This window comes from Leucobacter luti (assembly GCF_050310065.1).
GTDB classification, from domain to species: domain Bacteria; phylum Actinomycetota; class Actinomycetes; order Actinomycetales; family Microbacteriaceae; genus Leucobacter; species Leucobacter luti_B.
On sequence record NZ_CP190007.1, the window covers coordinates 2,105,476 to 2,128,566 of the forward strand.

24 protein-coding genes are annotated in these 23,091 nt (G+C 68.4%); 11 read left to right on the forward strand and 13 right to left on the reverse strand.

Annotation, left to right across the window (positions count from 1 at the left end; genetic code table 11):
* Positions 1-15 precede the first annotated feature (15 nt).
* Positions 16-504 (forward strand): tetratricopeptide repeat protein, encoded by a 489-nt coding sequence (locus tag ACOPJ3_RS09635; RefSeq protein WP_427868964.1) that lies wholly within the window; start codon positions 16-18, stop codon positions 502-504.
* Between the two features lie 601 nt (positions 505-1,105).
* On the opposite strand, the gene ACOPJ3_RS09640 is transcribed toward ACOPJ3_RS09635, so the two are convergent.
* Together ACOPJ3_RS09640 and chrA are read right to left on the reverse strand one after the other, a co-directional pair.
* On the reverse strand, positions 1,106-2,773 hold the full coding sequence (locus ACOPJ3_RS09640; protein ID WP_427868965.1) for a SulP family inorganic anion transporter: 1,668 nt from the start codon (positions 2,771-2,773) through the stop codon (positions 1,106-1,108).
* A gap of 115 nt (positions 2,774-2,888) precedes the next feature.
* Positions 2,889-4,307 (reverse strand): chromate efflux transporter, encoded by a 1,419-nt coding sequence (gene chrA, locus ACOPJ3_RS09645; RefSeq protein ID WP_427868966.1) that lies wholly within the window; start codon positions 4,305-4,307, stop codon positions 2,889-2,891.
* Between the two features lie 222 nt (positions 4,308-4,529).
* On the opposite strand from chrA, the gene ACOPJ3_RS09650 reads away from it, so the two are divergent.
* From ACOPJ3_RS09650 to ACOPJ3_RS09660, 3 genes are all read left to right on the forward strand, one after another.
* Positions 4,530-5,747 carry a calcium:proton antiporter gene (locus ACOPJ3_RS09650; RefSeq protein ID WP_427868967.1) on the forward strand — a complete coding sequence of 406 codons (1,218 nt, stop codon included), beginning with the start codon at positions 4,530-4,532 and terminating at the stop codon, positions 5,745-5,747.
* A gap of 54 nt (positions 5,748-5,801) precedes the next feature.
* The gene (locus ACOPJ3_RS09655; protein WP_427868968.1) at positions 5,802-6,482 is read left to right on the forward strand and encodes a phosphoribosylanthranilate isomerase; all 681 of its coding nucleotides are present in this window, start codon (positions 5,802-5,804) and stop codon (positions 6,480-6,482) included.
* Between the two features lie 107 nt (positions 6,483-6,589).
* On the forward strand, positions 6,590-7,588 hold the full coding sequence (locus tag ACOPJ3_RS09660; protein WP_427868969.1) for a M23 family metallopeptidase: 999 nt from the start codon (positions 6,590-6,592) through the stop codon (positions 7,586-7,588).
* A gap of 123 nt (positions 7,589-7,711) precedes the next feature.
* Here the strand turns inward: ACOPJ3_RS09660 and trpD are convergent, their stop codons facing one another.
* Positions 7,712-8,794 carry an anthranilate phosphoribosyltransferase gene (gene trpD / locus ACOPJ3_RS09665; protein ID WP_427868970.1) on the reverse strand — a complete coding sequence of 361 codons (1,083 nt, stop codon included), beginning with the start codon at positions 8,792-8,794 and terminating at the stop codon, positions 7,712-7,714.
* A gap of 185 nt (positions 8,795-8,979) precedes the next feature.
* Here trpD and ACOPJ3_RS09670 point away from each other — a divergent pair, with 185 nt between their 5' ends.
* Genes ACOPJ3_RS09670 through ACOPJ3_RS09685 form a run of 4 tightly spaced genes read left to right on the forward strand, consistent with a single transcriptional unit; the run spans position 8,980 to position 13,197 of the window.
* Positions 8,980-9,594: a cytochrome c oxidase subunit 3 gene (locus tag ACOPJ3_RS09670; protein ID WP_427871205.1), complete on the forward strand. Its 615-nt coding sequence runs from the start codon at positions 8,980-8,982 to the stop codon at positions 9,592-9,594.
* A gap of 21 nt (positions 9,595-9,615) precedes the next feature.
* Positions 9,616-10,425, forward strand: a complete 810-nt coding sequence (locus ACOPJ3_RS09675; protein ID WP_427868971.1) for a c-type cytochrome — start codon at positions 9,616-9,618, stop codon at positions 10,423-10,425.
* A gap of 46 nt (positions 10,426-10,471) precedes the next feature.
* Positions 10,472-11,587 (forward strand): Rieske 2Fe-2S domain-containing protein, encoded by a 1,116-nt coding sequence (locus ACOPJ3_RS09680; protein WP_427868972.1) that lies wholly within the window; start codon positions 10,472-10,474, stop codon positions 11,585-11,587.
* Positions 11,584-13,197: a cytochrome b gene (locus tag ACOPJ3_RS09685; RefSeq protein ID WP_427868973.1), complete on the forward strand. Its 1,614-nt coding sequence runs from the start codon at positions 11,584-11,586 to the stop codon at positions 13,195-13,197. The genes ACOPJ3_RS09680 and ACOPJ3_RS09685 overlap by 4 nt, the downstream gene beginning before the upstream one ends.
* Positions 13,198-13,287: 90 nt before the next feature.
* Here ACOPJ3_RS09685 and ACOPJ3_RS09690 read toward each other — a convergent pair whose 3' ends face one another.
* The 7 genes from ACOPJ3_RS09690 to ACOPJ3_RS09720 all read right to left on the reverse strand — a co-directional run bounded on the left by ACOPJ3_RS09690 (position 13,288) and on the right by ACOPJ3_RS09720 (position 18,647).
* Entirely contained in the window at positions 13,288-14,034 is a 747-nt protein-coding gene (locus tag ACOPJ3_RS09690) for an alpha/beta hydrolase (RefSeq protein ID WP_427868974.1), read from the reverse strand.
* A gap of 268 nt (positions 14,035-14,302) precedes the next feature.
* On the reverse strand, positions 14,303-14,710 hold the full coding sequence (locus ACOPJ3_RS09695) for a helix-turn-helix domain-containing protein (RefSeq protein WP_427868975.1): 408 nt from the start codon (positions 14,708-14,710) through the stop codon (positions 14,303-14,305).
* A 2-nt stretch (positions 14,711-14,712) separates the two neighbouring features.
* Positions 14,713-15,156, reverse strand: coding sequence for an N-acetyltransferase family protein (locus ACOPJ3_RS09700; protein ID WP_427868976.1), 444 nt, complete (start codon positions 15,154-15,156; stop codon positions 14,713-14,715).
* A gap of 13 nt (positions 15,157-15,169) precedes the next feature.
* Positions 15,170-15,592 carry a cytochrome c oxidase subunit 4 gene (locus tag ACOPJ3_RS09705; RefSeq protein ID WP_427868977.1) on the reverse strand — a complete coding sequence of 141 codons (423 nt, stop codon included), beginning with the start codon at positions 15,590-15,592 and terminating at the stop codon, positions 15,170-15,172.
* A gap of 22 nt (positions 15,593-15,614) precedes the next feature.
* Entirely contained in the window at positions 15,615-17,246 is a 1,632-nt protein-coding gene (ctaD, locus tag ACOPJ3_RS09710; RefSeq protein ID WP_427871206.1) for a cytochrome c oxidase subunit I, read from the reverse strand.
* 19 nt (positions 17,247-17,265) lie between these two features.
* Positions 17,266-18,120, reverse strand: a complete 855-nt coding sequence (gene coxB, locus ACOPJ3_RS09715; RefSeq protein WP_427868978.1) for a cytochrome c oxidase subunit II — start codon at positions 18,118-18,120, stop codon at positions 17,266-17,268.
* 152 nt (positions 18,121-18,272) lie between these two features.
* Entirely contained in the window at positions 18,273-18,647 is a 375-nt protein-coding gene (locus ACOPJ3_RS09720) for a HesB/IscA family protein (RefSeq protein WP_427868979.1), read from the reverse strand.
* A gap of 192 nt (positions 18,648-18,839) precedes the next feature.
* On the opposite strand from ACOPJ3_RS09720, the gene ACOPJ3_RS09725 reads away from it, so the two are divergent.
* From ACOPJ3_RS09725 to ACOPJ3_RS09735, 3 genes are all read left to right on the forward strand, one after another.
* Positions 18,840-19,415: a DUF3043 domain-containing protein gene (locus ACOPJ3_RS09725; protein WP_427868980.1), complete on the forward strand. Its 576-nt coding sequence runs from the start codon at positions 18,840-18,842 to the stop codon at positions 19,413-19,415.
* A gap of 160 nt (positions 19,416-19,575) precedes the next feature.
* On the forward strand, positions 19,576-19,935 hold the full coding sequence (locus tag ACOPJ3_RS09730; RefSeq protein ID WP_427868981.1) for a nucleotidyltransferase family protein: 360 nt from the start codon (positions 19,576-19,578) through the stop codon (positions 19,933-19,935).
* Complete coding sequence (locus ACOPJ3_RS09735; RefSeq protein WP_427868982.1) at positions 19,932-20,120, forward strand: HepT-like ribonuclease domain-containing protein; 189 nt, start codon at positions 19,932-19,934, stop codon at positions 20,118-20,120. The genes ACOPJ3_RS09730 and ACOPJ3_RS09735 overlap by 4 nt, the downstream gene beginning before the upstream one ends.
* A 67-nt stretch (positions 20,121-20,187) precedes the next feature.
* On the opposite strand, the gene ACOPJ3_RS09740 is transcribed toward ACOPJ3_RS09735, so the two are convergent.
* Genes ACOPJ3_RS09740 through hisD form a run of 3 tightly spaced genes read right to left on the reverse strand, consistent with a single transcriptional unit; the run spans position 20,188 to position 23,060 of the window.
* Complete coding sequence (locus tag ACOPJ3_RS09740) at positions 20,188-21,231, reverse strand: quinone-dependent dihydroorotate dehydrogenase (protein ID WP_427871207.1); 1,044 nt, start codon at positions 21,229-21,231, stop codon at positions 20,188-20,190.
* Between the two features lie 12 nt (positions 21,232-21,243).
* Complete coding sequence (gene nrdR, locus ACOPJ3_RS09745; RefSeq protein ID WP_427868983.1) at positions 21,244-21,747, reverse strand: transcriptional regulator NrdR; 504 nt, start codon at positions 21,745-21,747, stop codon at positions 21,244-21,246.
* The gene (gene hisD, locus ACOPJ3_RS09750; RefSeq protein ID WP_427871208.1) at positions 21,747-23,060 is read right to left on the reverse strand and encodes a histidinol dehydrogenase; all 1,314 of its coding nucleotides are present in this window, start codon (positions 23,058-23,060) and stop codon (positions 21,747-21,749) included. Before hisD ends, nrdR begins: the two co-directional genes overlap by 1 nt.
* Between the last annotated feature and the right edge of the window lie 31 nt (positions 23,061-23,091).

Genomic DNA, 23,091 nt, shown 5'->3' on the forward strand with positions numbered 1-23,091 from the left:
CGTAGGGTGGGACGCATGCACCAAAAGGAATGGGACCGCGCGGTCGACGAGGCATGGGCCGATCCGGACTCGGATCCGGAGCAGCGCATCGCGCGATTCCGTGAGCTCGCTGCCGAGGCGCCGCACCCGGCGCTCGGCGAGTTTGAGCTCGGGGGAGCCTACGACTCCGCTGGCTATGAGGCCCAGGCCGATGTGCACTACGCTGCAGCGACGGCCGCGGGACTCGCAACGCTCGACCCGGCGCGCGCGGCGAGTCTCGCGATCCAGCACGCCTCAACGCTCCGCAATCTCGGCCGCGCCGACGAGGCGATCGCGATGCTGCGGGCGGCGCCCGAGCATCCCGCGACGGGCGCGGCGCCCGCGGTGTTCCTCGCGCTCGCGCTCCACAGCGCGGGCCGCCCGGACGAGGCGCTGCGCGTCGCCATCGAGGCGCTGGAGCCGACGCTCCCGCAGTACAACCGCTCGGTGAGGAACTATGCGCGGCTGCTCACGGAGCCAGCCTGAGCGTGTGGGTTGGTTGATAATCTATATTATGTCAGCTTAGAGGGATGCGGGCACTCTCCCGGCGCGGTTTCCCGCGCCGGCCCAGCGCCTTTCGGTGTTGCAGGTCGGCGCCTGATCAGGTCGTTTCGCCAGCTCGTGCGCAGGCACCACGGATCCAGCGCCGATGACAGCATGATCCCGCCGAGAGGAATTGCCGCCGCGACACCCATGTTCAGCTCGCCGCTCGCGGCCCCGCAGCTGGCCCGAGCCCCACAAGCGCCCAGCACATTCGGAATCTACACCGCTCCTCCCCTGCACCGCGCGCCGAGTCGGCCGAAAGGCCCCATTCCCGCGATCGAGTCGGCCGAAAGGCCCCAATCAGCTCCACGAATGGGGCTTTACGGCCGACTCGACGGCGATCCCGGGTGCAGCAGCCCGAGAGCCCGCAGCGCGGGCGCGAGACCCACAACCCAGGAAATTTCCTCCCGAGTCGGCCGAAAGGCCCCATTCCCGCGGTCGAGTCGGCCGAAAGGCCCCAATCAGCGCCACGAAAGGGGCTTTACGGCCGACTCGGCGGGCGGGGCGCGGCGGAGCGCCGCGCCGCGCCCCGCGCCGCCGTGACCTACTCCCCCCGCGCGACGTGCGAGCGGGCGTGCGCGAGCGCGGGATCCAGCTCCGCGAACAGGTGGTTCGGGTGGCGGAGCGAGGAGATCACGCCGACGCGCTCGAGCAGGAGCCGGTGCTCCGGGCGGATGCCCTTGATCAACACTGTCGCGCCGCGGCGCTCGAGGTCTGAGACGAGGCCCGCGAGCGCGTTTGCCCCGGTCGCGTCGACGAGTTGGAGTCCGGAGAGGCGCAGGATTACGACGTCGACGCCCGGTTCGGTAAGGATGTCGTCGACGAGCCGCTCGGCCGCGCCGAAGTAGAGCGAGCCCCGCAGCTGGAAGAGGGCGATGCGCTCGTCGCCGGGCGCGGGCTCCCCCGGTAGCGGCTGACGTTCGGCACCGCTCGCGAGGCTGAGCGCGCGCAGCGCGAGCACGGCGGCGACGGCGAGCCCCGCGACCACGGCCACGACCAGGTCAAACGCGACCGTGACCCCGAGGGTCAGGAAGAAGAGCAGCGTGCTCGCGCGGCCCGCGCGCAGCACGCGGCGGATCGTTGAGGGAGCGACCATGCGCAGCGCCGTCACGACGAGCACCCCGGCGAGTGCGGCGAGCGGGATCCGGGAGACCAGGTTTCCGAGCAGCAGCACGATGAGGAGCAGGAAGACGGAGTGCACGATGGCCGCGAGGCGGGTGCGCGCGCCGCTGCGCACGTTGACCGCGGTGCGGGCGATGGCTCCGGTCGCGGGCATCCCGCCGAAGAGCCCGGACGCGATCGAGGCGAGCCCCTGGCCGAGGAGTTCCCGATCCGGGTCGAAACGCCCCGTGTCGCGCATCGTCGCGGCGACCCGGGCCGAGAGCAGGGACTCGATCGCCGCGAGCGCGGCCACGGCCACGGCGGGACCCGCGAGGCTCGCGAGCGCGCCCGGGGAGAACTCGGGCAGCGCGGGCAGCGGCAAGGAGCGCGGCAGCTCCCCGATCGTTGCGAGCGGCAGGCCCGCCACGACCGACACGATCGAGACGAGCAGGATCGCGACAAAGGACGCCGGGATCGCGGGCGCGATCCGAGGCAGCAGGATCATCACGAGCGCGACCGCGAGCACCACTGCGAGCGGCAGGATCGCGGCCGCCCAGTCGGTCGCGAGCAGGGTCTGCCACGCCGCGACGGCGGCGCTCGTCGAGCGCTCCCCCGCTCCCCCGCCAGGATCGCCGAGCGCCGCCGGCACCTGCTGCAGGAAGATGATGACCCCGATCCCGGCGGTGAAACCTTCGATCACGGGCCACGGGATGAAGCCGACCGCTCGGCCGAGGCGCAGAAGCCCCGCGACCGCGACGAGCGCGCCCGCCATGAGGCTCAGGATCGCGACCGCACCGACGCCGTGCGCCGCGACGATCGGTGCGAGCACGACGACCATCGCCCCCGTCGGCCCCGAGACCTGGACATTCGATCCCCCGAACACCGCCGCGATGAGGCCGGCGACGATTGCGGTGACGAGTCCGGCCTCAGCGCCCACCCCAGAGCTCACGCCGAACGCGAGCGCGAGCGGCAGCGCCACGATCCCGACCGTGACGCCCGCGAGGAGGTCGGACCGCAGCGTTCGCGGGAACCCCCGATAGTCGGCGGCCGTAGGCAGCAGCGAGCGGAGGGCGCCGAGCGCGCCAGGATGCCGAGCCGGGTCGCGGCCCATCTCCCCACCCCTTTTCGCTACAGATGTCAACGAAGCTCAGCCTAGCGACTCCCCCGCGGCACGTCGAACGACGCTGGCGTCGCGCCACCGAAGGCGGAGCCGTCTCGCCGAATCTTCAGCCGATCAGGCCGAAGGCGCCGAGTGCGGCGCCGGCTCCCGCCCCGAGGAGCACGACGAGCCACACCGGCACCCTGCGCGCGAGCAGCAGGCCGAGGCAGACAGCGGCCAGGAGCGCGGCCCAGGGCCCCGTGATCCCCTCCGAGATGATCGGGGTGATGAGCGCCGCCGCGAGGATCCCGACGACCGCCGCGTTCGCGCCCGCGAGTGCCGCGCGGGCGACGGCGTTTCGCCGCAGCCGCTCCCAGAGTGGCAGCGCAGCGAGGAGGAGCAGCAGGCCAGGCAGGAAGATCGCGACAAGCGCCGCCGCCGCGGAGAGCATGCCCGGCACGAAGTGGGTCGCCGAGCCGCCGTCACCCGACGCACCGAGGAAGGCGCCGAAGGTGAAGAGCGGGCCAGGCATCGCCTGTGCGAGGCCGTACCCCGCAAGGAAGTCGCCGGGCGAAACGGCGTTCGCGATCGCCGGCTCCGCCTGGAGGAGCGGCAGCACGACGTGGCCGCCGCCGAATACCAGCGCCCCGGCGCGGAAGCACGCGTCGGCGATGGCGACCCAGCTGAGACCGGTGCTCCGCGCCGCGAGCGGGAGCGCGACAGCGACGAGCGCCAGGATCGCGAGGGCGAGGACGGCGACCCGACCGCTGCCAGAACTGGGCCCGTCGCCAGCGCCGAGGTCCGCGCGGCACCGCCGCGACGTTGCGGCAGGATCCGGCCCGGCGACCGCCCTGCAGAGCAGGATCCCGAGCCCGGCCCCGAGCGCGATCGCGACGGGCTGGCCGAACGCGATTGGGAGCCCTGGCCCGGCGAGGAGCGGGAGCAGCACCGCGATCGCCCCCGCCAGGATCGCGATCAGGATCCGGCGCAGATCGGGGGTGAGGGTGCGGGCCATGCTCCAGACGGCGTGCGCGACGACCGCCGCGGCCACCGCGACGAGCCCAGCGAGCGCACCGCGCGCGATGGGGCCGTCGAGCCGCGCGATCCCGAGCCCGGCAAGCCCCATGACGACGGCCGATGGGAGTGTGAATCCGAGCCAGGCCGCGAGGGCTCCTCGCCAGCCGGCGCGGCCGAGACCGAGCGCGAAGCCGAGCTGGCTCGACGCGGGCCCGGGGATGAACTGGCAGAGCGCGACGAGTTCGGCGTACCGCTCCTCCCCGATCCAGCGTCGCCGTTCGACGAGCTCCCTGCGGAAGTAGCCGAGGTGGGCGATGGGGCCGCCAAACGAGGTGAGCCCGAGCAGGAAAAAGACCCGCAGCACCTCGGCCGCGCTCCCCCGCACAGCCGATCCCGGCGCGGAAGGCCGCTCGCCGTGGTCCATGTCGCCCGCCTCGCTCGTCGTCCGGCATCGGGATCGGGATCCGGATCCGGATCCGGATCCGGATCCCCATCGTGCGCAGCACCTCACGGTCCGCGCGTCACCCACCACACTAGGCCGACGGGCCCGCCCGGACTGCGCATTCGCGCACCTCAGCGTGAACGATGCGTGAACTGTTGTACATCTCGTCCAACCGCCGAGGGACTGCACATGCGATGATCACGCTCGCTCGATACGATGGACCACGCTGCTCTACGGCACACCGGGGATTGGACGGCCACCCCGGCGATTCGACAGGGCGCGGACGGCCGCGCGGAAACGACTCTCATCGTGACCTCATCGACACCAGCCACCTCGATTCGCTCGATCCTGGGGCCAGCCGCACTCATCCGCCTCATCATTCCTTGGGCGGGAGTCGTTGCACTCGTCCTGCTCCATGACGTCCTGGCCGGCCCGCTTTCCGGCCCCGTGCTGGGGATCGCCCTCGCCAGCATTATCGTGGTCATCCTCATCGCGGCGTTCGGCGTCGTCGAGCAGGCCGAGCAGCTCGCCCACCGTCTGGGCGACCCGTACGGCAGCCTTGTGCTCACCCTGTCCATCGTCATCATCGAGGTCGTCCTGATCGCCGCGGTCATGCTCGGGCCGGGCGAGCACGCGACCATCGCCCGCGATTCCGTCTCCGCGGTTTCCCTCATCATCATGGGTTTCGTCCTCGGCCTGTCGATGCTCGTTGGCGGCCGCCGCGGCGGGCTCGCGCACAACCGCGTCGGCACAAGTCAGTACGTCGCGATGATCGGGATCCTGTCCGTGCTTGCCTTCGTGCTCCCAGCAGTGGCCGGTGCGGATGGTTCGCTCCGCCCCGCCCAGATTGTCCCGGTCGCGGGGCTCACCGCTGTCGTCTACGTCTTCTTCCTCTGGCGGCAGCTCGGCGCGCAGGCCGGCGACTTCCGCGAGGTCCGCGCGATCGCGACCGCGACCGCGACCGCGTCCGCATCCGTCGGCTCCTCCTCCGGTGCGGGCGCGCGAGCCGCGGGCGCGCCGCAGGCCGACGCCGAGGAGCGCACCCCCGTCGGCGAGGTACTCCGCGAGCATCGCAGCGAGATCCTGACCCGGATCCTGCTCCTCGTCGCGACGATGGTGCCGATCGTGCTGCTCTCCCACGACCTGGCGACCTTCCTCGACGACGGGATCGCCAGGATCGGCGCCCCCACCGCACTGTCGGGCGCGCTCATCGCAAGCATCGTCTTCGCGCCGGAGGCCATCACCTCGGTGCGCGCGGCGCGCGGCGGGGAGATCCAGCGGGTCATCAATCTCTGCCTCGGCGCGCTCGTCTCCACCGTCGGCCTCACGATCCCCGCGGTGCTCGCGATCGGAGCGATCACGGGCAGCCCCGTGCTCCTCGCCGAGACGCCCGCGATGCTCGCGATCCTGATCGCCACGATCGGTCTGACGGCCGTGACCACGGCTGCGCCGAAACTCACCTCGACCCACGGCGCGATGCACCTCGCCGTCTTCGCGGTCTACGGGATCCTGCTCTTCACCACGTAGCCGGGGATCTGCGCCCGCGCGCACAAGCCGCTACGCTGGTGGGACCCTCAGGAGGTGTGCATCAGCGTGTACGTGAAGATCTGCGGCATCCGGGAACCGGAGCATGCGGCACTGGCCGCGCGCCTCGGCGCGCGGGCGATCGGCGTCGTGATGAGTCCGGGCAGCCCGCGCGATGCGTCGCCCGAGACCGCCTCCCTCGTGATCCAGGCGGCTCGGGCGGCCTCCCCCACGGTCGAGACCGTACTCGTCGTGGACCAGATGCCGGCAGAGCAGGCCGCGCGAATGGCGCGGGATCTGGGCTTCGACGTGCTGCAACTGCACGGGGGCTACGAGAGGTCCGACTTCGAGCTCGCCGAGACGATCCACCCGCGGGTCTGGCGCGCGACCTCGCTCGCCCGCGATCGGGAGGTGCACGCCGGGGATCACGGCGAGGAGCGTCTCCTCATCGACGGCGCGGTTCCCGGGTCCGGCGAAACGTGGGATCTCAGCACCGCGGATCCTGAGCGGCTCGGCTCGAACTGGCTGCTTGCGGGCGGCCTCTCCCCCGATAACGTCGGTGCGGCGGTGCGCGCCGCGCATCCCGCCGGCGTCGACGTCTCGAGCGGCGTGGAATCGATCCGCGGCGAGAAGAACCCGGAACTCATCGAGCGCTTCATCGTCGCGGCGCTCGCGGCGGCTGCCGCCGCGGCGCCCATTCGCGACGACGGGGCGACCGGGCGCATCGAAGCCCACTGAGGATATGAACAGCGTTCATCACTAGACCTTTTCAGGATGTCGCTGTAACCTGTTCGTTATATTTCTGCGCGGATCCATCGACCGCGTGCCGCCAACCGAGAGAGCGCATGACCGAGACCCCCCAGTCGGAGCAATCACCGTATCCGTCGAGGCGCAGCCTACGCGCGGCGCAGAACGGACCCCACTCGGAAGCTCCTGCCGGAGTCGCCGCGGCCCCGCCGCACCGCCGCGAGCGCAATCGCGTTCCCGAGATCGCCCGCGCCCAGTACGTGCAGGTGCCGCGCACCCAGCACGTGCCGGATGCGACGGTCGCCCAGAGCCCGCCACCCGCCGAGAAGCCGAGTGTTCGGCGCAGGATCGCGGGCCTCGCGGCGGCGGCGAGCGTCGGCGGCCTCGTGCTCACGATGGCGATCCCGCTCACGCAGCAGGCGGAGTCCACCGAGCGAGGCGCGGCCGCGCAGCAGAAGCTCTTCTCAGAGGTGTCGGCCGACGCGATGCCCGCCTCCTTCGCCGACATCTCCGCAGTGGACTCCGAGGCCGCAGCACCCGCGAGCTTCGAGTATCGCGCGGACTCGGTCGTGAACTACCCGTTCAAGCAGAAGGTCATGCTCACGGACCCGTTCGGCTACCGTACGGCCCCGGTCGAGCAGTTCCACGACGCGCAGGACTTCGCGGCATCCGAGGGCACCCAGATCTTCGCGATCGCGGAGGGCAAGGTCGTCGAGGCGGGCTACGCGAACGACGGCTGCGGCTTCGGGCTGAAGCTCGAGCACGAGATCGACGGCCAGGAGGTCACGAGCCGCTACTGCCACATGCAGAGCGACTCGCACCAGCTCAAGCAGGGCGACAGCGTCGCCATGGGCGATCCGGTCGGCAAGGTCGGCGCGACCGGGCTCGCCTTCGGGGCGCACCTCCACCTCGCAATGCGGGTGGAGGACAAGCCGGTCGACCCCATGCCCTTCATCTCGAAATACCATCGCATGACGCGCGAGCAACTCGCGAAGAAGAAGCAGAATCCCCCGACCGTCGAGGCCGCTCCCCCGGGCGACGGCACGGTCGCCGCGGGCGAGGCCGGCACCCCGGCGAGCCCGACGACGGCGCCCTAGCTCGGGTCCCGCAGACGCCAAGCGGGGCGGCAACCAGTCAGGTTGCCGCCCCGCTTCGTGTTCGTCGTCACTTGCCCCAGATCAGGATCCGGAGCCGCGTTCGAGAGCGGATCAGGATCCGGATCAGGATCCGGCGCTCTCCCCCGCACCGGCCGCCTCCGAGGTGGCGCTCGCCCAGTCCTCAAGCTTCCGCGCGGCACGCCCCGAGTCGATGGCCTCGGCGGCGATCTTCATTTTCTCGTCGAGGCGCTCGAGCAGCGCCCGCTCGGCCGTCTCAGGGCGCTGGGCGAGGTCGAACGCGACGAGGCCCGCCGCAGCATTGAGCAGCACGATGTCGCGCACCGGCCCGCTTTCCCCAGCCAGCACGCGCCTGACCACTGCGGCGTTCTCGTCGGGGGTCCCGCCTGCGAGATCCTGAATCGATGCCCGCGGGATGCCGAGCTCCCGCGGATCGATATCGTGCTCGGTGAGGCCGCCACGCGACACCTCCCAGAGCCGCGAGTGCCCCGTCGTCGTGAGCTCATCCAGCCCGTCATCCCCCCGAAACACCAGCGCCGACGCGCCCCGAAGCCGGAACACGCCGACAAAGATGGGCACGCGATCCAGGTCGGCGACACCCACGGCGGAGGCCTCGGGGCGCACCGGGTTGCACAGCGGGCCGAGGAAGTTGAACACCGTCGGGATCCCGAGCTCACCGCGCGCTGCGGCGACGTGGCGGAAGCCGGGCAGGAAGCGCGAGGCGTGCACGAAAGCGATGCCACTGCGCTCGAACGCCCGCACGAGCGCCTCGGCGTCAAGGGAGAGATCGACGTCGAGGGCACTCAGCACATCCGAGGAGCCGGACAGGCTGCTCGCTGCTCGATTGCCGTGCTTCACGACCGGCGCGCCCGCGGCCGCCGCGGTGATGGAAGCCATTGTCGAAATATTCACCGTCCCGAAACGGTCGCCTCCCGTGCCGACGATGTCGAGCGACATCGCGGGGAGCGGGAGCGGCACGGCCTCGGCGAGGATCGCGTCGCGGAAGCCGATCACCTCGTCGACGGTCACCCCCTTGGACCGGAGCGCCACGAGAAATGCCCCGATCTGAGCGCCAGTTGCCTCGCCCGTCATGAAACTCGACATCGCCCATTCGGCCTGAGACACGCTGAGATCCTCACCCTCGAGGAGCGTGGAAAGGACGATGGGCCAGGTGCGTTCGTCGATCATGAACTCGATTCTATCCGCGCGGGACTCCCCCTCCGGAAGGCGCGTGACACCCCGGGTGCCGTGTCGCAGCGAGTCCCCGGAGGCGATAGGCTTGGCAGGAAACTCGCAGAAAGTTCGGCGCGCCGACCCTGGGTGAAAACGCACACCAAACTTTCAGCCATAATGGAGGGGTGACAACGACCACTATGAATACCAAGTCAGCCGTGCCCTCGGTGAAGCGACCGAATATCGTCGCCGTCGGCACGATCGTGTGGCTCGGCAGCGAGGTCATGTTCTTCGCGGGCCTCTTCGCGATTTACTTCACCCTGCGGGCCATGAACCCCGAGCTTTGGGCCGAGCAGACCTCGAAGCACAACTTCACCTTCGCGCTGATCAACACGCTGATCCTGGTTGCGTCCTCCTTCACCGCTCAGGCCGGCGTCTTCGCCGCGGAGCGGATGCAGCCGCGCGCAACCGGTGCGAGCCCTGCGAAGTGGGGAACCGTTGAGTGGTTCTACCTCACCTTCTTCATGGGTGCGGTCTTCGTTTCGGGCCAGGTCTGGGAGTACGCGACGTTCGTATCCGAGGGCATCACGCTCGCCTCGGATCCCTACGGCTCCGCCTTCTACATGACCACCGGCTTCCACGGCATCCACGTCACGCTGGGCCTCGTGGCCTTCCTGCTCGTGATCGGCCGGATCTACGCCGTCAAGAACTTCACTCACAAGGAGGAGACGACAGCGGTCGTCGTGTCGTACTACTGGCACTTCGTCGACATCGTCTGGATCATCCTCTTCATCGTCATCTACGTCCTCAAGTAAGGGTCAGGAGAACACGACATCATGGCTCGCGCCAAGAAGAACGTACGCAAGTCCGGCCGCCGGCATCCGCTCGCGACCGCTGCCCTCGTGGCGGTCGGTCTGCTTGTCACCGGGGCCGCATACGCCGGGTTCAGCCAGACCTCCGCAACCGCCGAGATCGACCTCGAGTCGCCCGCGACCATCGAGGCCGGCGAAAAGCTGTTCGGCGCCAACTGCGCCACCTGCCACGGTGCCAACGCTGAGGGCACGCCCGAGGGTCCGACCCTGATCGGTGTCGGCGCTGCCTCCGTGAACTTCCAGGTCGGAACCGGCCGCATGCCGCTCGCCTTCCAGGGCCCGCAGGGCATGGTGAAGCCGAAGCAGTTCACCGAGGAGCAGACGCTCCAGATGGCGGCGTACGTCGCCTCGCTCGCACCGGGACCGGGGCTGCCCGATTCGCAGTACCTCAAGGCCGACAGCGACGCCGAGGGGATCGCGAAGGGCGGCGAGCTCTTCCGCATCAACTGTGCGATGTGCCACAACGTCGCGGCAGCCGGCGGCGCCCTGACCCAGGGCAAGTTCGCGCCGAAGCTCACCGGGGTCGCTCCGACGCACATCTACGAGGCCATGGTCACCGGCCCGCAGAACATGCCCGTCTTCAGCGATGCCAACATCACCCCCCAGGAGAAGGCCGACATCATCTCCTACCTCAAGTACATCGAGGAGAAGCCCGCGGTCGGCGGCATCTCGCTGGGCTCGATCGGCCCCGTGGCCGAGGGTCTGTTCATCTGGGTGATCGGTCTGGGCGCGATTATCGGCCTCACCGTCTGGGTCACCGCCAAGTCGAACTAGTTTCGACGGGCGCAACGAGTTCATGAGTCAGGAGTCAAGGAGCAACATGGCAGAGGAAGCGATGAACAACGGCGGAAACAACGCCGTTGTCGACGCCCAGGGCCACGGCGCGGACGGGGTGTCGGCGGGAACCGCCGTCATCGCAGCCGACGCAGTGCAGAACCCGGGCCTTCCCCCGCACCGCAAGCGCGTCACGGATCTTGATCCGAAGAAGGCGAAGCGGGCCGAGCGCATCGTGTACGCGCTCTTCTACATCTCGATCGCGGGCAGCCTCGGTGCGGTCCTCGCCTACATGTTCCTCCCGATCGAAACGGGAGACCTGATGGCGATCCGCCTGCACACGCTCTTCGTGGGCCTGGGCATGGCACTCTCCCTCCTCGCGATCGGCATCGGCGCGGTCCACTGGGGCAAGGCCCTCATGGCCGACCACGAGTCGATCGACGTCCGCCACCCGGTCCCGAGCGACACGGAGACCCGCGAGGCTTCGGCCGAGGTCTTCAAGCTCGCCGACGAGGAGTCGGGCTTCTCACGCCGCGCGCTCGTGCGCAACAGCCTGATCGGCGCCCTCATCGCGTTCCCGCTTCCCGGCATCACCCTCCTCCGCGGCCTCGCCCCGCAGGATCGCGACGCCGTGCAGCTGCTGAAGCACACGATGTGGGACAAGGGCATCCGCCTCTCCCGCGATCCCTCCGGTGTCCCGATCAAGGCCAGCGAGGTCACGATCGGCTCGGCGTTCCACGTCATCCCCGAGACGCTGAACCACGAGGACTTCGCGAAGATGAGCCTCGACGAGCGCGGCGGCAGCGAGAACTTCCTCGACGCCAAGGCGAAGGCGATCGTGCTCCTTATGCGCCTCGATCAGTCGGAGCTCAACGAGCTTCCCGAGCGCAAGGACTGGTCATACAACGGCATCGTCGCGTACTCGAAGGTCTGCACGCACGTCGGCTGCCCCGTGGCGCTGTACGAGCAGCACACCCACCACCTGCTCTGCCCCTGCCACCAGTCGCAGTTCGATGTCGCGAACCACGCGGAGGTCGTCTTCGGCCCGGCAAAGCGACCGCTGCCCCAGCTGCCGATCACGGTCGACGACGAGGGCTACCTCGTCGCGCAGAGCGATTTCCATGAACCCGTCGGCCCGAGCTACTGGGAGCGTCTCAAGTGAGCAGCACCGTGACTGAAACCTCCACGCAGAGCGGATCCAGCCGCTTCACCGCAGCCGCGGCGAACTACATCGACGAGCGCACCAAGATTGGCGTCGCCGTCAAGGAGTTCGGCCGCAAGGTCTTCCCCGACCACTGGTCGTTCCTCCTCGGCGAGGTCGCGCTCTACAGCTTCGTCGTGATCCTGATCTCGGGAACGTTCCTGACGCTGTTCTTCCAGGCCACCATGATCGAGACGCACTACACCGGACCCTACGTTCCGATGAAGGGCGTCGAGATGTCCGGCGCGATGGCGTCGACCCTCGACATCTCGTTCTCGGTCCGCGGCGGCCTGCTGATGCGCCACGTGCACCACTGGGCAGCGCTGCTGTTCGTCGCCTCGATCGGCCTGCACATGCTGCGCATCTTCTTCACGGGTGCGTTCCGCAAGCCGCGCGAGCTCAACTGGGTCATCGGCTTCGTCCTCTTCATCCTCGCGATGGCTGAGGGCTTCACCGGCTACTCGCTCCCCGACGACGTGCTCTCGGGCAACGGCCTCCGCATCATCGATGGCATCATCAAGGCGATCCCGGTCATCGGCACCTACCTCTCGTACTTCTTCTTCGGAGGCGAGTTCCCCGGCACCGATATCGTTGGCCGCCTGTACATGCTGCACATCATGGTGCTCCCCGCACTCGTGATCCTGTTCGTGGCGCTGCACCTCGCGTTCGTGGTCATCCACAAGCACACGCAGTACCCTGGCCCGGGCAAGACGCAGCAGAACGTCGTCGGCTTCCCCGTTCTCCCGGTGTACGCCGCGAAGGCCGGTGGCTTCTTCTTCATCGTGTTCGGCGTCATCGTTCTGATCGCCTCCATGGTCGGAATCAACCCGATCTGGAACTACGGCCCGTACGATCCCTCCCCCGTGTCTGCCGGTACCCAGCCTGACTGGTACATCGGCTTCGCGGACGGCATGCTGCGACTCGTGCCGCCGGGGCTTGAGACCGAGTGGTTCGGCTTCACCTGGTCGTGGAACATGCTGCTGCCGCTCATCATCATCGGCGTCTTCATCGTCCTCGTCATGATCTACCCGTTCATCGAGGCCTGGGTCACCGGCGACAAGCGCGAGCACCACCTGCTTGACCGCCCCCGCAACGCCCCCACCCGCACCGCGATCGGCGCCGCCGGCGTCACGTTCTACGCGGTCATGTGGGCGGGCGCGAGCTCGGACCTCATGGCGACGCACTTCCAGCTGTCCATGGAGGGCGTGATCCACGCGCTCCAGGCACTGCTCATCCTCGGCCCGATCATCGCCTACTTCCTCGCGAAGCGCATCTGCCTGGCGCTGCAGAAGAAGGACCGCACGATCGCGCTGCACGGCTACGAGTCCGGTCGCATCGTCCGGATGCCCGGTGGTGAGTTCATCGAGGTGCACAAGCCGCTCGACGAGTACGAGCAGTGGCAGCTCGTGAGCTACCAGGACTACGCTCCGCTCATGCTCCGTCCGAACGACGACGGCCGCATCCCCTTCTCGAAGCGCCTCCGCGCCGGCTTCAGCCGCTGGTTCTTCGAGGACCGGATCGCCCCGCCGACCAAGGGCGAGATCGAGCAGGCACACCACGAGGGCCACTAGCCCTCACCCGCGAAAGGGGGTGGGGCCGCAGGAACACCTGCGGCCCCACCCCCTTTCGCTCTCCCCTTCGACAAGCCCTCTCCCCCAGGTCTAGGGCTGGAGGTGGGACGCCAGGAACTGGCGCGCCTGGGCACCGGCTCCGGCCGGGACACCCAGGTGGCCTCCCATGTTCGCGATGAGAGTCTTCTCCCCCGCCGCGAAGGCGTCAAAGAGCGCGAGCGACCGCTCGCGATCGTTCCCCGTGTCATCCCATTGCAGGAGCATCGTGACGGGAATCTCGAGCGCTCTAGCCTCCTCCATCGTCCGCTCGGGAATGAGACTGCCGGCGAACAGGATCGCGGCCGCGAACCGCGGATCACGCGTCAGCGCTCGCACGGCGATCGCGATCACGCCGCCCGAGTAACCGACCGGGCCCTTCAGCTCGGGCAACTCGAGGAGCGCATCAAGGGCGCCCAAAGTCTCGGGCACCGCCTGATCCACGAGGGGCAGGATGAGCCTATCGACGAGATCTCCCCGAGGCTTCCGGCCTGCGGCGAACTCCCCATGGAGCTCTCGCCGCGCCTGATCTACACCGGGCAGCGGAGGCCGGGCGCCAGCGCCCGGCAGTTCGAGCGTGAAGGTTGCGAGACCGGCGGACGCCGCGGCGGACGCGCGCTGCTCGAGGCGCGGCATACTCGCTTCGAGCCCCGCCGCTCCCCCGGGCTGCCCGGCAAAGACGAGCGGGGCGGGCGACTGTGGCGTCGTCTGGAGAGGCGTCCAGAGGACGCCATCGACGCCGTCGTGCTGGAAACGGCGTGCACGGGTGCTCGGACCGTCAGAGTGTGCAGTGAATTGCATGGTCGTACCTTTCGGGTGCGCAGAGTAGCGGCGCTCCCGAACGAGCTATCGTCCGAATAGCTCCCAGACCGTGTTCCGAGGGAGGAGCACCGACGTGACGTGACTCACGGATACCACCTCCTCACTCGCATGCACGGACCACACACATTACCACCCGAAGCCCGGGCACATGCCAGACCTCCCTCTGCCTTGCCATTTCTGCCATCCATGTGCCTGTTATCCGCGATACACCACGCGTGGAGGGCAGAACCGGCAAGGCCGAGCGGGGCTAGGGCTCCGTCGAGGGCGGGGGCGGCAGCTGGGTCAGGAGGCGCGGGGCTGCCGACGCGAGGGTCCTGCGCAGGAGCGGCGGCGGGAATCGCGAGAGGCGACCCGCAATGTCCGCCGCGAGCGGTTCTGCGCGGGCCGCGGCGAAGGCCTGGAAGATCATGAGTTCAGCGTCCGGATCGGCGCCCGCACGGCCCGTCATCGCGAGGGCCTCGTCGAGGCACGCGAGAAAGAGCTCCCGCTTCGTCGTGAAGCTCGCGTAGACGTGGGGCTGCGGCACCTCTGCGCGCAGCGCGATCGCCGACGTCGACGCGCCGTAGAAGCCGTGAAGGCCGAACTCGATGAGTCCGGCCTTCAGGAGACGATCACGATTCTCGCCGGGCCTCCTCCGGGGACGCCGTTCACTCATGACTAGCTGAGATCGAGAATCTTACGGTAGTGCTCGCCGACGGGCTCGAAGCCGCGGTGGTTGTAGAACGAACCGATGCGCGCGGTCGAGGCGGAGAGCTGGCGCACCCCTCGGCCCATGCAGTAATGCTCGTTCGCCTGCATCAGGCGGTCGCCGACGCCGTGGCCCCTGGCCGAATTGTCGACGACGATCTCCTGCAGGTGGGCCGTGAGGCCAGGCGCGTGGAGCAGGCGCGACACGGTCATGAGCGAGTAGCCCACGACCTTGCCGTCGAGCTCAGCGACGAACAGCACGTTCGTCTCCTGGTCGCGGTGGCGCAGCACGTTGTCGTAGGCGACGAGGAACTCGTCGCGCCCGATCGGCTCGCGCCCGGTAGTAAACTGCCGGGCCAGAGCGAAGACGGCATTCCCGTCTTCGCTCTGAGCCCGGCGGATGTTGATGCTCAAGAGCGGATCCTGACTAGCGGGCGAAGTTGCCGCGGTAGTACTCGTACACCCAGCCCACAACGCCGATCAGGACGAGGGGGACAGTGAGGAACGAGAGCCAGAAGTTGAACCCGACGCAGAGGCCGAGGATCACGATCGAGCAGCCGAAGGCCAGCATGATCGGCCACCAGCTCCAGGGGCTGAACTCGCCGAGCTCCGGATCCCCGTCGTCGATGTCCGAGTCCTGGCGATCCTCGACGAGGACGCCGCCCTGCTTGCGCTTCACGAGGCCCAGGTAGAAGGCGATGAAGCCGGTGAGACCACCCGAGAGCAGGATCGTGACGGTGCCGGCCCACTCGGGGCGGCCGTGCTCGATCACGTTCCAGGCCGTGTACACGCTCGCGAGGAGCGCGAAGTAGGCCGTCAGCACCGTGAAGATGACGATGTTGGATTTCATACTCAGATTCTCCTAACGATCGTTACTTCTGTGCCAGCTCGCGCACGGGGGGCTGCTCGACGCCGCTGACCTCGGGGTGGTTGAGGTCGAATGCGGGCGACTCGGAGCGGATGCGCGGGATCGAGGTGAAGTTGTGGCGCGGCGGCGGGCAGGAGGTCGCCCACTCGAGCGAGCGGCCGTAGCCCCACGGATCGTTGATCTCGACCTTGGGCGCGCGGCGCGAGGTGATGTACACGTTCAGGAGGAACGGGATCATCGAGGCGCCGAGCACCATCGCACCGATCGTCGAGAGCTGGTTGCCCCAGGTCACGCCGTCCGACGGGAGGTACGTGTAGTAGCGGCGGGGCATCGCCATGACGCCGAGCCAGTGCTGCACGAGGAAGGTCGTGTGGAAGCCGAAGAACAGGACCCAGAAGTGGATCTTGCCGAGGCGCTCGTCGAGCATCTTGCCCGTCCACTTGGGCCACCAGAAGTAGAAGCCAGCGAACATCGCGAAGACGACCGTTCCGAAGACCACGTAGTGGAAGTGAGCCACGACGAAGTACGTGTCGGAGAGGTGGAAGTCGAGCGCGGGCGACGCGAGGATGACACCGGTGAGGCCACCGAAGACGAAGGTCACGAGGAAGCCGAGCGACCAGAGCATCGGGGTCTCGAAGGTGATCGAGCCGCGCCACATCGTGCCGAGCCAGTTGAAGATCTTCACGCCGGTCGGGACCGCGATGAGCATCGTCATGAGCGCGAAGAACGGCAGCAGCACGGAGCCGGTGACGTACATGTGGTGCGCCCACACGGTCATCGACAGTGCGGCGATCGAGATGGTGGCGTAGATGAGCGTCTTGTATCCGAAGATCGGCTTGCGGCTGAAGACCGGGAAGATCTCGGAGACGATACCGAAGAACGGCAGCGCGATGACGTACACCTCGGGGTGGCCGAAGAACCAGAAGAGGTGCTGCCAGAGGATCGCTCCGCCCTCACCGCTGTAGATTTGCGCGCCGAAGATTCGGTCGGCTGCAAGGCCGAACATCGCGGCGGCGAGCACCGGGAAGACGAGGAGCACGAGGATCGAGGTGATGAGCGTGTTCCAGGTGAACACAGACATACGCCACATGGTCATACCCGGGGCGCGCATCGTGATGATCGTCGTGATGAAGTTCACGCCACCCATGATCGTGCCGAAGCCGCTGACGCCCAGGCCGAGTACCCAGAGGTTTCCTCCGACTCCCGGCGAGTACGTCATATCCGAGAGTGGCGCGTACGCGAACCATCCGAACGAGGCCGCACCCTGCGGGGTGAGGAAGCCGCCGACCGCGATGAGCGAGCCGAAGGTGTAGAGCCAGAACGCGAACGCGTTGAGGCGGGGGAACGCGACGTCGGGGGCACCGATCTGGAGCGGCATGATGACGTTCGCGAAGCCCGCGAAGAGCGGGGTGGCGAACATCAGCAGCATGATCGTGCCGTGCATCGTGAACAGCTGGTTGTACTGCTCCTTGGTCGGGATGACCTCAAGGCCCGGAGCAAACAGCTGCGCGCGGATGAGGAGCGCCATGAGGCCGCCAACCAGGAACCACACGAAGGAGCTGATCAGGTACATGTACCCAATCACCTTGTGGTCCGTGGACGTCAGCCACGAGACAATGACATTGCCCTTCTTCATCATTATTCAGATCCCTCTGTTACTCGTTCTCAGCCTTGGCCCCGTCGCCGTGGAAGCGATCGTGGTTCGGGTTGAATTCCAGGCCAACCTGGCCCGTGTTGCCTGCCTCGCGCAGCGAGTCGATGTAGGCGTCGTACTCGTCCTGCTCAACGACCTTGACCTCGAAGAGCATCATCGAGTGCGACTCGCCGCAGAGCTCGGCGCACTTGCCCATGAAGGTGCCGGTCTTGGTCGGCTCGAAGCTCATGTAGTTCGTCTGGCCCGGGATCATGTCCTTCTTGTAGAGGAACTCCACGATCCAGAAGGAGTGGATCACGTCGCGGGTCTCGAGGCGGACCTCGGTCTTCTTGTTGACCGGGAGGTACAGCGTCGGCATGGTCGACTCGACCGGGTCGCCGGCCTCGTCCGTCTGCACCTGCACGCCCTGGAAGAACACGTCTTCGTCAACGTAGTTGAAGTCCCACGCCCAGCGCTTGCCGATGACCTCGACGACGTTCTCGACCTCGTTCGCGTCGTAGCGCGACTCGATCTTCGACTGCTCCTGCGCCGTGAAGGCGAAGAACCCGAGGACGAGGATCACGGGAACGACCGTGAAGAAGGTCTCGATCGGCATGTTGTACCGCAGCTGGACCGGCAGGCCCGTCTGACCCTTGCGACGGCGGTAGGCGATCGTGGCCCAGATGATGAGGGCCCACGTGATCACGCCGACGGCGAGCAGCACGATCCAGGAGGTCACCCACAGGCCGGTGATCCCGTCCGTGTGGTTCGTTGCCCCCTCCGAGCCCGCGGGGAGGAACCCCCGCTGCTGCTCGGGCGTGCAGCCGGCAAGCAGAAGCGCTGCCGACAGCGCCACTGGGGCCGCGACCCATTTCATTCGACGATTGGAACGCACCGCATACCTTTCGAAACGTTTCTCGCCGGCACAACAAGCAGGCGAAGCTGATGACTCCCTGTTAGCTTAGCGCGAACCTGAGCGTTCCCCGAACCAATCACGGGTGTCGCGGAACCTGATTCGCGAGATGCGGCTCAGCTGAAGCTGTCGCCGCAGGCGCAGCTGCCCTGCGCGTTGGGATTGTCGATGGTGAATCCCTGCTTCTGGATCGTGTCCTCGAAGTCGATCGTGGCCCCGCTCAGGTACGGAATGCTCATCTGATCGACCGCGACCTCGACCCCGTCGAAGTCCACGATCGCGTCGTTCTCGAGCTCTCGCTCGTCGAAGAACAGCTGATAGATCAGGCCGGAGCAGCCGCCGGGCTGCACCGCGATCCGGAGGCGCAGGTCATCGCGCCCCTCCTGCATCAGCAGGCTTCGCACCTTCTCGCGCGCGGCCTCGCTGAGCTGCACGCCGTGGGCGGCCTCCGAGGCCTCAGGTGCGGCTGATTCGATTGTCTCCGTACTCATGTGCAACTCCTTCACTCGAGTGTGGATACGCCGGTCTCAGTCTACCGGCTTCCACTGACAACGCACGGTCGCCTCCGGTCACGAGTTGCTCGATCCGGCACGGTATCCTGGCAGGGTTGCCGGATCGACTCCGGCGCGGATCAGGCGCGAATCGCGCGCAGTGACATGAGCAGCGACGAGAAGAGGACACGCGTGGCTAAGAAGGGTGCCGCAGAGCCCGAGAAGAACGAGGCTGTGCCGGAGGCATCGTCCACGGTGGGCAAGGGCCGCCCGACCCCCTCGCGCAAGCAGGCGGAGGCGGCGAACGTGCGCCCCATCGTCGGCTCCAAGGATAAGACGGTCCAGAAGGAGCTGCGCAAGCAGCAGGCGGACGCCCGCGAGCGCGCCCGGATCGGCATGATGGAGGGCGACGAGCGCTACCTCACGGCCCGCGATAAAGGGCCGCAGCGTCGCTACGTCCGCGAGTACGTCGACGCCCGCTGGAACATTGGCGAGATGCTCATCCCGATGATGCTCGTCGTGCTCGTCATGACCTTCATCCCCGGCATCATCCAGGTCGTCAGCCTGTTCGTGATCTGGGGCTTCGTGGCGCTCGCCGTGCTCGACGCGGTGTTCCTCGGCATGCGCCTCAAGAAGCGCCTCGCCGAGCGGTTCGGCGCGGACAAGGTGCAGCCGGGCTTCCGTTGGTACGCCGCGATGCGGGCATTCCAGTTCCGCCCCCTGCGCGTCCCCAAGCCGCAGAACAAGCGCGGCAGCTTCCCGGCGTAATTCGGCCCAAGAACAACTGAGGGGCTCTGGTTCTCCGGCTACGGGTTGTCGCTGGTTGATGCGACCTCTTTCGGACCTCGCTACAACCCTCAGTCCCAAGCGACGGCCGAAGACATTCGATGAGTACTCTCACGACCCTGACCAGCGAGCACCCTCGCGAGTGAGCATCCTCCCCGGGTATCCTGAAGGCATGTCGACACCCGCTGCAACTGCCGAGACACTCGCCCTCCGCGAGTTACTCGATGCGCGTCGCCGCGAGTTCGACAGTCTCCTGGAGAAGTACTCGGCGACGAACCCCAAGCTCTTCGGATCGATCGCCCGCGGCACCGCGCATACAGGCAGCGACATCGACATCCTCGTCGAGATGGACCCCGCAGACGGCAACCTTCTCATGCGGGCATCCGGCCTGATGGAGGAAACTCGCCTGCTGTTCGGGCGCGACGACATCGATATCTTCCCTGTCCAGCTACTCAAGCGCTCGATCTCAGAATCAGCAATCGCTGATGCGGTTGCGTTGTGAGCCGAAACATAGAACAGCGCATCGCGGACATCCTGCAAGCGCCAGAGATTGCCTGGCCGCAGATCCGAGGCTTCCGAAATATCCTCGTGCACCGGTATTTCGGCGTCGATGTGGATATCGTTCGCGACGTCATTCAGATGCATCTTCCGGTACTCGCGGCTTGCCTACGCCAGCAAGATCCGTAACCCAGACTGCTTCACGACTCGGAATGATCTCGAACCCCGTGGTGAACCTCAGGGAGTCAGCTCCGGATCAGCGCGCCGCGCTCCCCCGGAACCCGGCGCGCACGAGCCCGCGGTTGATGTCGCGGGCCCACAGCGGCCCCTCGTAGATAAACGCGGTGAAGCCCTGCACGAGGGTCGCGCCCAGCCGCAGCCGCTCGTGGACGTCCTCCGCCGTCGTCACCCCGCCGACCGAGATGACGCAGAACTCGGGGTCGGGCGCCGCGGCCCGGATCCGGCGCAGCACCTCGAGCGAGCGCTCGCGCAGCGGCGCGCCGGAGAGCCCGCCCGCCCCCATCCGCTCGACCTCGGCGGCCGAGGCCTGCAGCCCCTCGCGGGAGATCGTCGTGTTCGTGGCGATGATGCCGTCGAGTCCGAGGCGGACGGCGAGAGCGACGATGCCGTCGATCTGATCGTCGCCCATGTCGGGCGCGATCTTCACGAGGAGCGGCGTCCCGGCTGCCGCGTCGCGGACCGCCGCGAGCAGGGGTTCGAGCATTTCGAGTTCCTGCAGTCCACGCAGCCCGGGCGTGTTCGGGGAGCTCACGTTGACGGCGAGGTAGTCGGCGAGCGGCGCGAGCCGTTCCGTGCTCCAGACGTAGTCCTGCACCGCGTCCTCGACCTCGGTGACGCGGCTCTTGCCGATGTTGACGCCGATCACGGGGCGGTGGCGGGAAAGCCTCGCGCGCTCGACCCGCGGCACGGCCGTCGCGGATCCGCCGTTGTTGAAGCCCATCCGGTTGATGAGCCCACGGTCGCCGACGAGCCGGAACATGCGCGGCTTCGGGTTGCCCGGCTGCGCGTGCTTCGTGAGGGTGCCGACCTCGACGTGCCCGAAGCCGAGCGCGCCGAGCCCGAGGATGCCGGAGGCGTCCTTGTCGAAGCCGGCCGCGAGCCCGAACGGGCTCGGGAACTCCTGGCCGAGCGCGCGCACGCGCAGCGAGGGATGCGGAGCCGAGAAGGCCCGCGCGGCGCGGCCGAGGAGCGGCACCGAGCGGATCACCCGGAAGGCCAGGTGGTGCGCGGTTTCGGGGTCCATCCGGCGGAGCACGGTGGAGAACAGCAGGGGGTACAGGCGCATGCGCGACTACTCCTCGGTCGTGGCGGGCGCGGCCTCGGGCTGGCCCTCGGAATCTGGGCCGGTGCTCGGGTGCGTGCGCAGCTCTTCGATCGCGGATTCGAAGTCGGCGAGCGAGTCGAACGCCTGGTAGACACTCGCGAAGCGGAGGTACGCGACCTCGTCGAGCGCGCGCAGATGCGGCAGGATCGCGAGTCCGATCTCGTTCGCGTCGAACTGGGCGATGCCGCTCGAGCGCACGGACTCCTCGACCTGCTGCGCGAGCACGGCGAGGTCGGCCTCGGTGACGGGCCTCCCCTGGCACGCCTTGCGCACCCCGCTCATGACCTTCTCGCGGCTGAACGGCTCGACCACGCCCGAGCGCTTGATCACCGTGAGGCTCGCGGTCTCGGTCGTCGTGAAGCGCCGCCCGCACGAGGGGCACTGGCGGCGGCGCCGGATCGACAGGCCGTCGTCGGCCGTGCGCGAGTCGATGACCCGCGAATCCGGGTGGCGGCAGAATGGGCAGTGCATCAGGCGTTCCCCTCCTCGAATCGAGCGCTCACGGCCTCGCCGTGCGCGGGCAGCCCCTCCGCGCCGGCGAGCGCGACGAGCGGCTCCTCGACGAGGGCGAGCGCCGAGCGATCGTAGCTGATGACCTGCTGGGGGCGCAGGAAGGTGTGGGCGCCGAGGCCAGCGGCGAAGCGGGCGGTGCCACCCGTCGGCAGCACGTGGTTGGATCCCGCGAGGTAGTCCCCGAGGCTCACGGGCGTGTACCCGCCGAGGAAGATCGCGCCAGCGTCGCTGATCGACGCGAGCACCGCGTCGTCGTCGCGGGTCTGGATCTCGAGGTGCTCGGGGCCGTAGGCGTTGCTCACGCGGGCCGCGACCGCGAGGTCGTCGACGAGGATCACGGCCGACTGCTGGCCGCCGAGGGCGGTGGCCACGCGCTCGGCGTGCCGCGTGCCCGCGGCGCGCGCCGAGACCTCCGCGGCGACGCGGCCGGCGAACTCGGCCGAGTCGGTGACGAGCACCGAGGCGGCCGCCTCGTCGTGCTCGGCCTGGCTGATGAGGTCGGCGGCGACGAAGCCGGGATCCGCCGAGTCGTCTGCGATGATCAGGATCTCGGTCGTGCCTGCCTCGGAGTCGATGCCGACGAGCCCGCTCACGACGCGCTTGGCCGCGGCGACGAACACGTTGCCGGGGCCCGTGACGACGTCGACCGGGTCGAGCCCGATCTCGGGCACGCCGTGCGCGAACGCGGCGATCGCGCCCGCCCCGCCGATCGCGTAGACCTCCTCGATCCCGCAGAGCGCCGCGGCCCAGAGCACCGCGGGGTGCGGCAGGCCGTCGTTGTCCCGCTGCGCGGGCGAGGCGAGCGCGAGGCTCGGCACGCCGGCCGTCTGCGCGGACACCGCGTTCATGATGACGGAAGACGGGTAGGCGGCCTTGCCGCCCGGCGCGTAGAGCCCCACGCGCGAGACGGGCTGCCAGCGCTGCCGGATCACGGCGCCCGCAGCGACCTGGGTCACCCGCTCATCGGGGACCTGGGCCGCGGATCCGAGCCGCAGCCGGGAGATGAGCTCGCGGAGCGCAGCCTCGACCTCCTCCGGACAGTCCGCGAGCGAGGACGCGATCCGGTCGGCCGGCACGCGCAGCGCGTGCCCCTCCACCCCGTCGAAGTCCCTCGCCTGCTCGCGGAGCGCCGCCTCGCCGCGCGCCGCGACGTCGGCGACGAGCGGTCGCACCCGCTCTACCGCCTCGTCGGCGCTCAGAGCTGCGCGGGGCACGAGCTGCAGAAGCTCCGCCCGAATCAGATCACGGCCGCGGAGGTCAATGGTTCGCATCACGCGCACCATTCTATCGAGCCGCACCGAC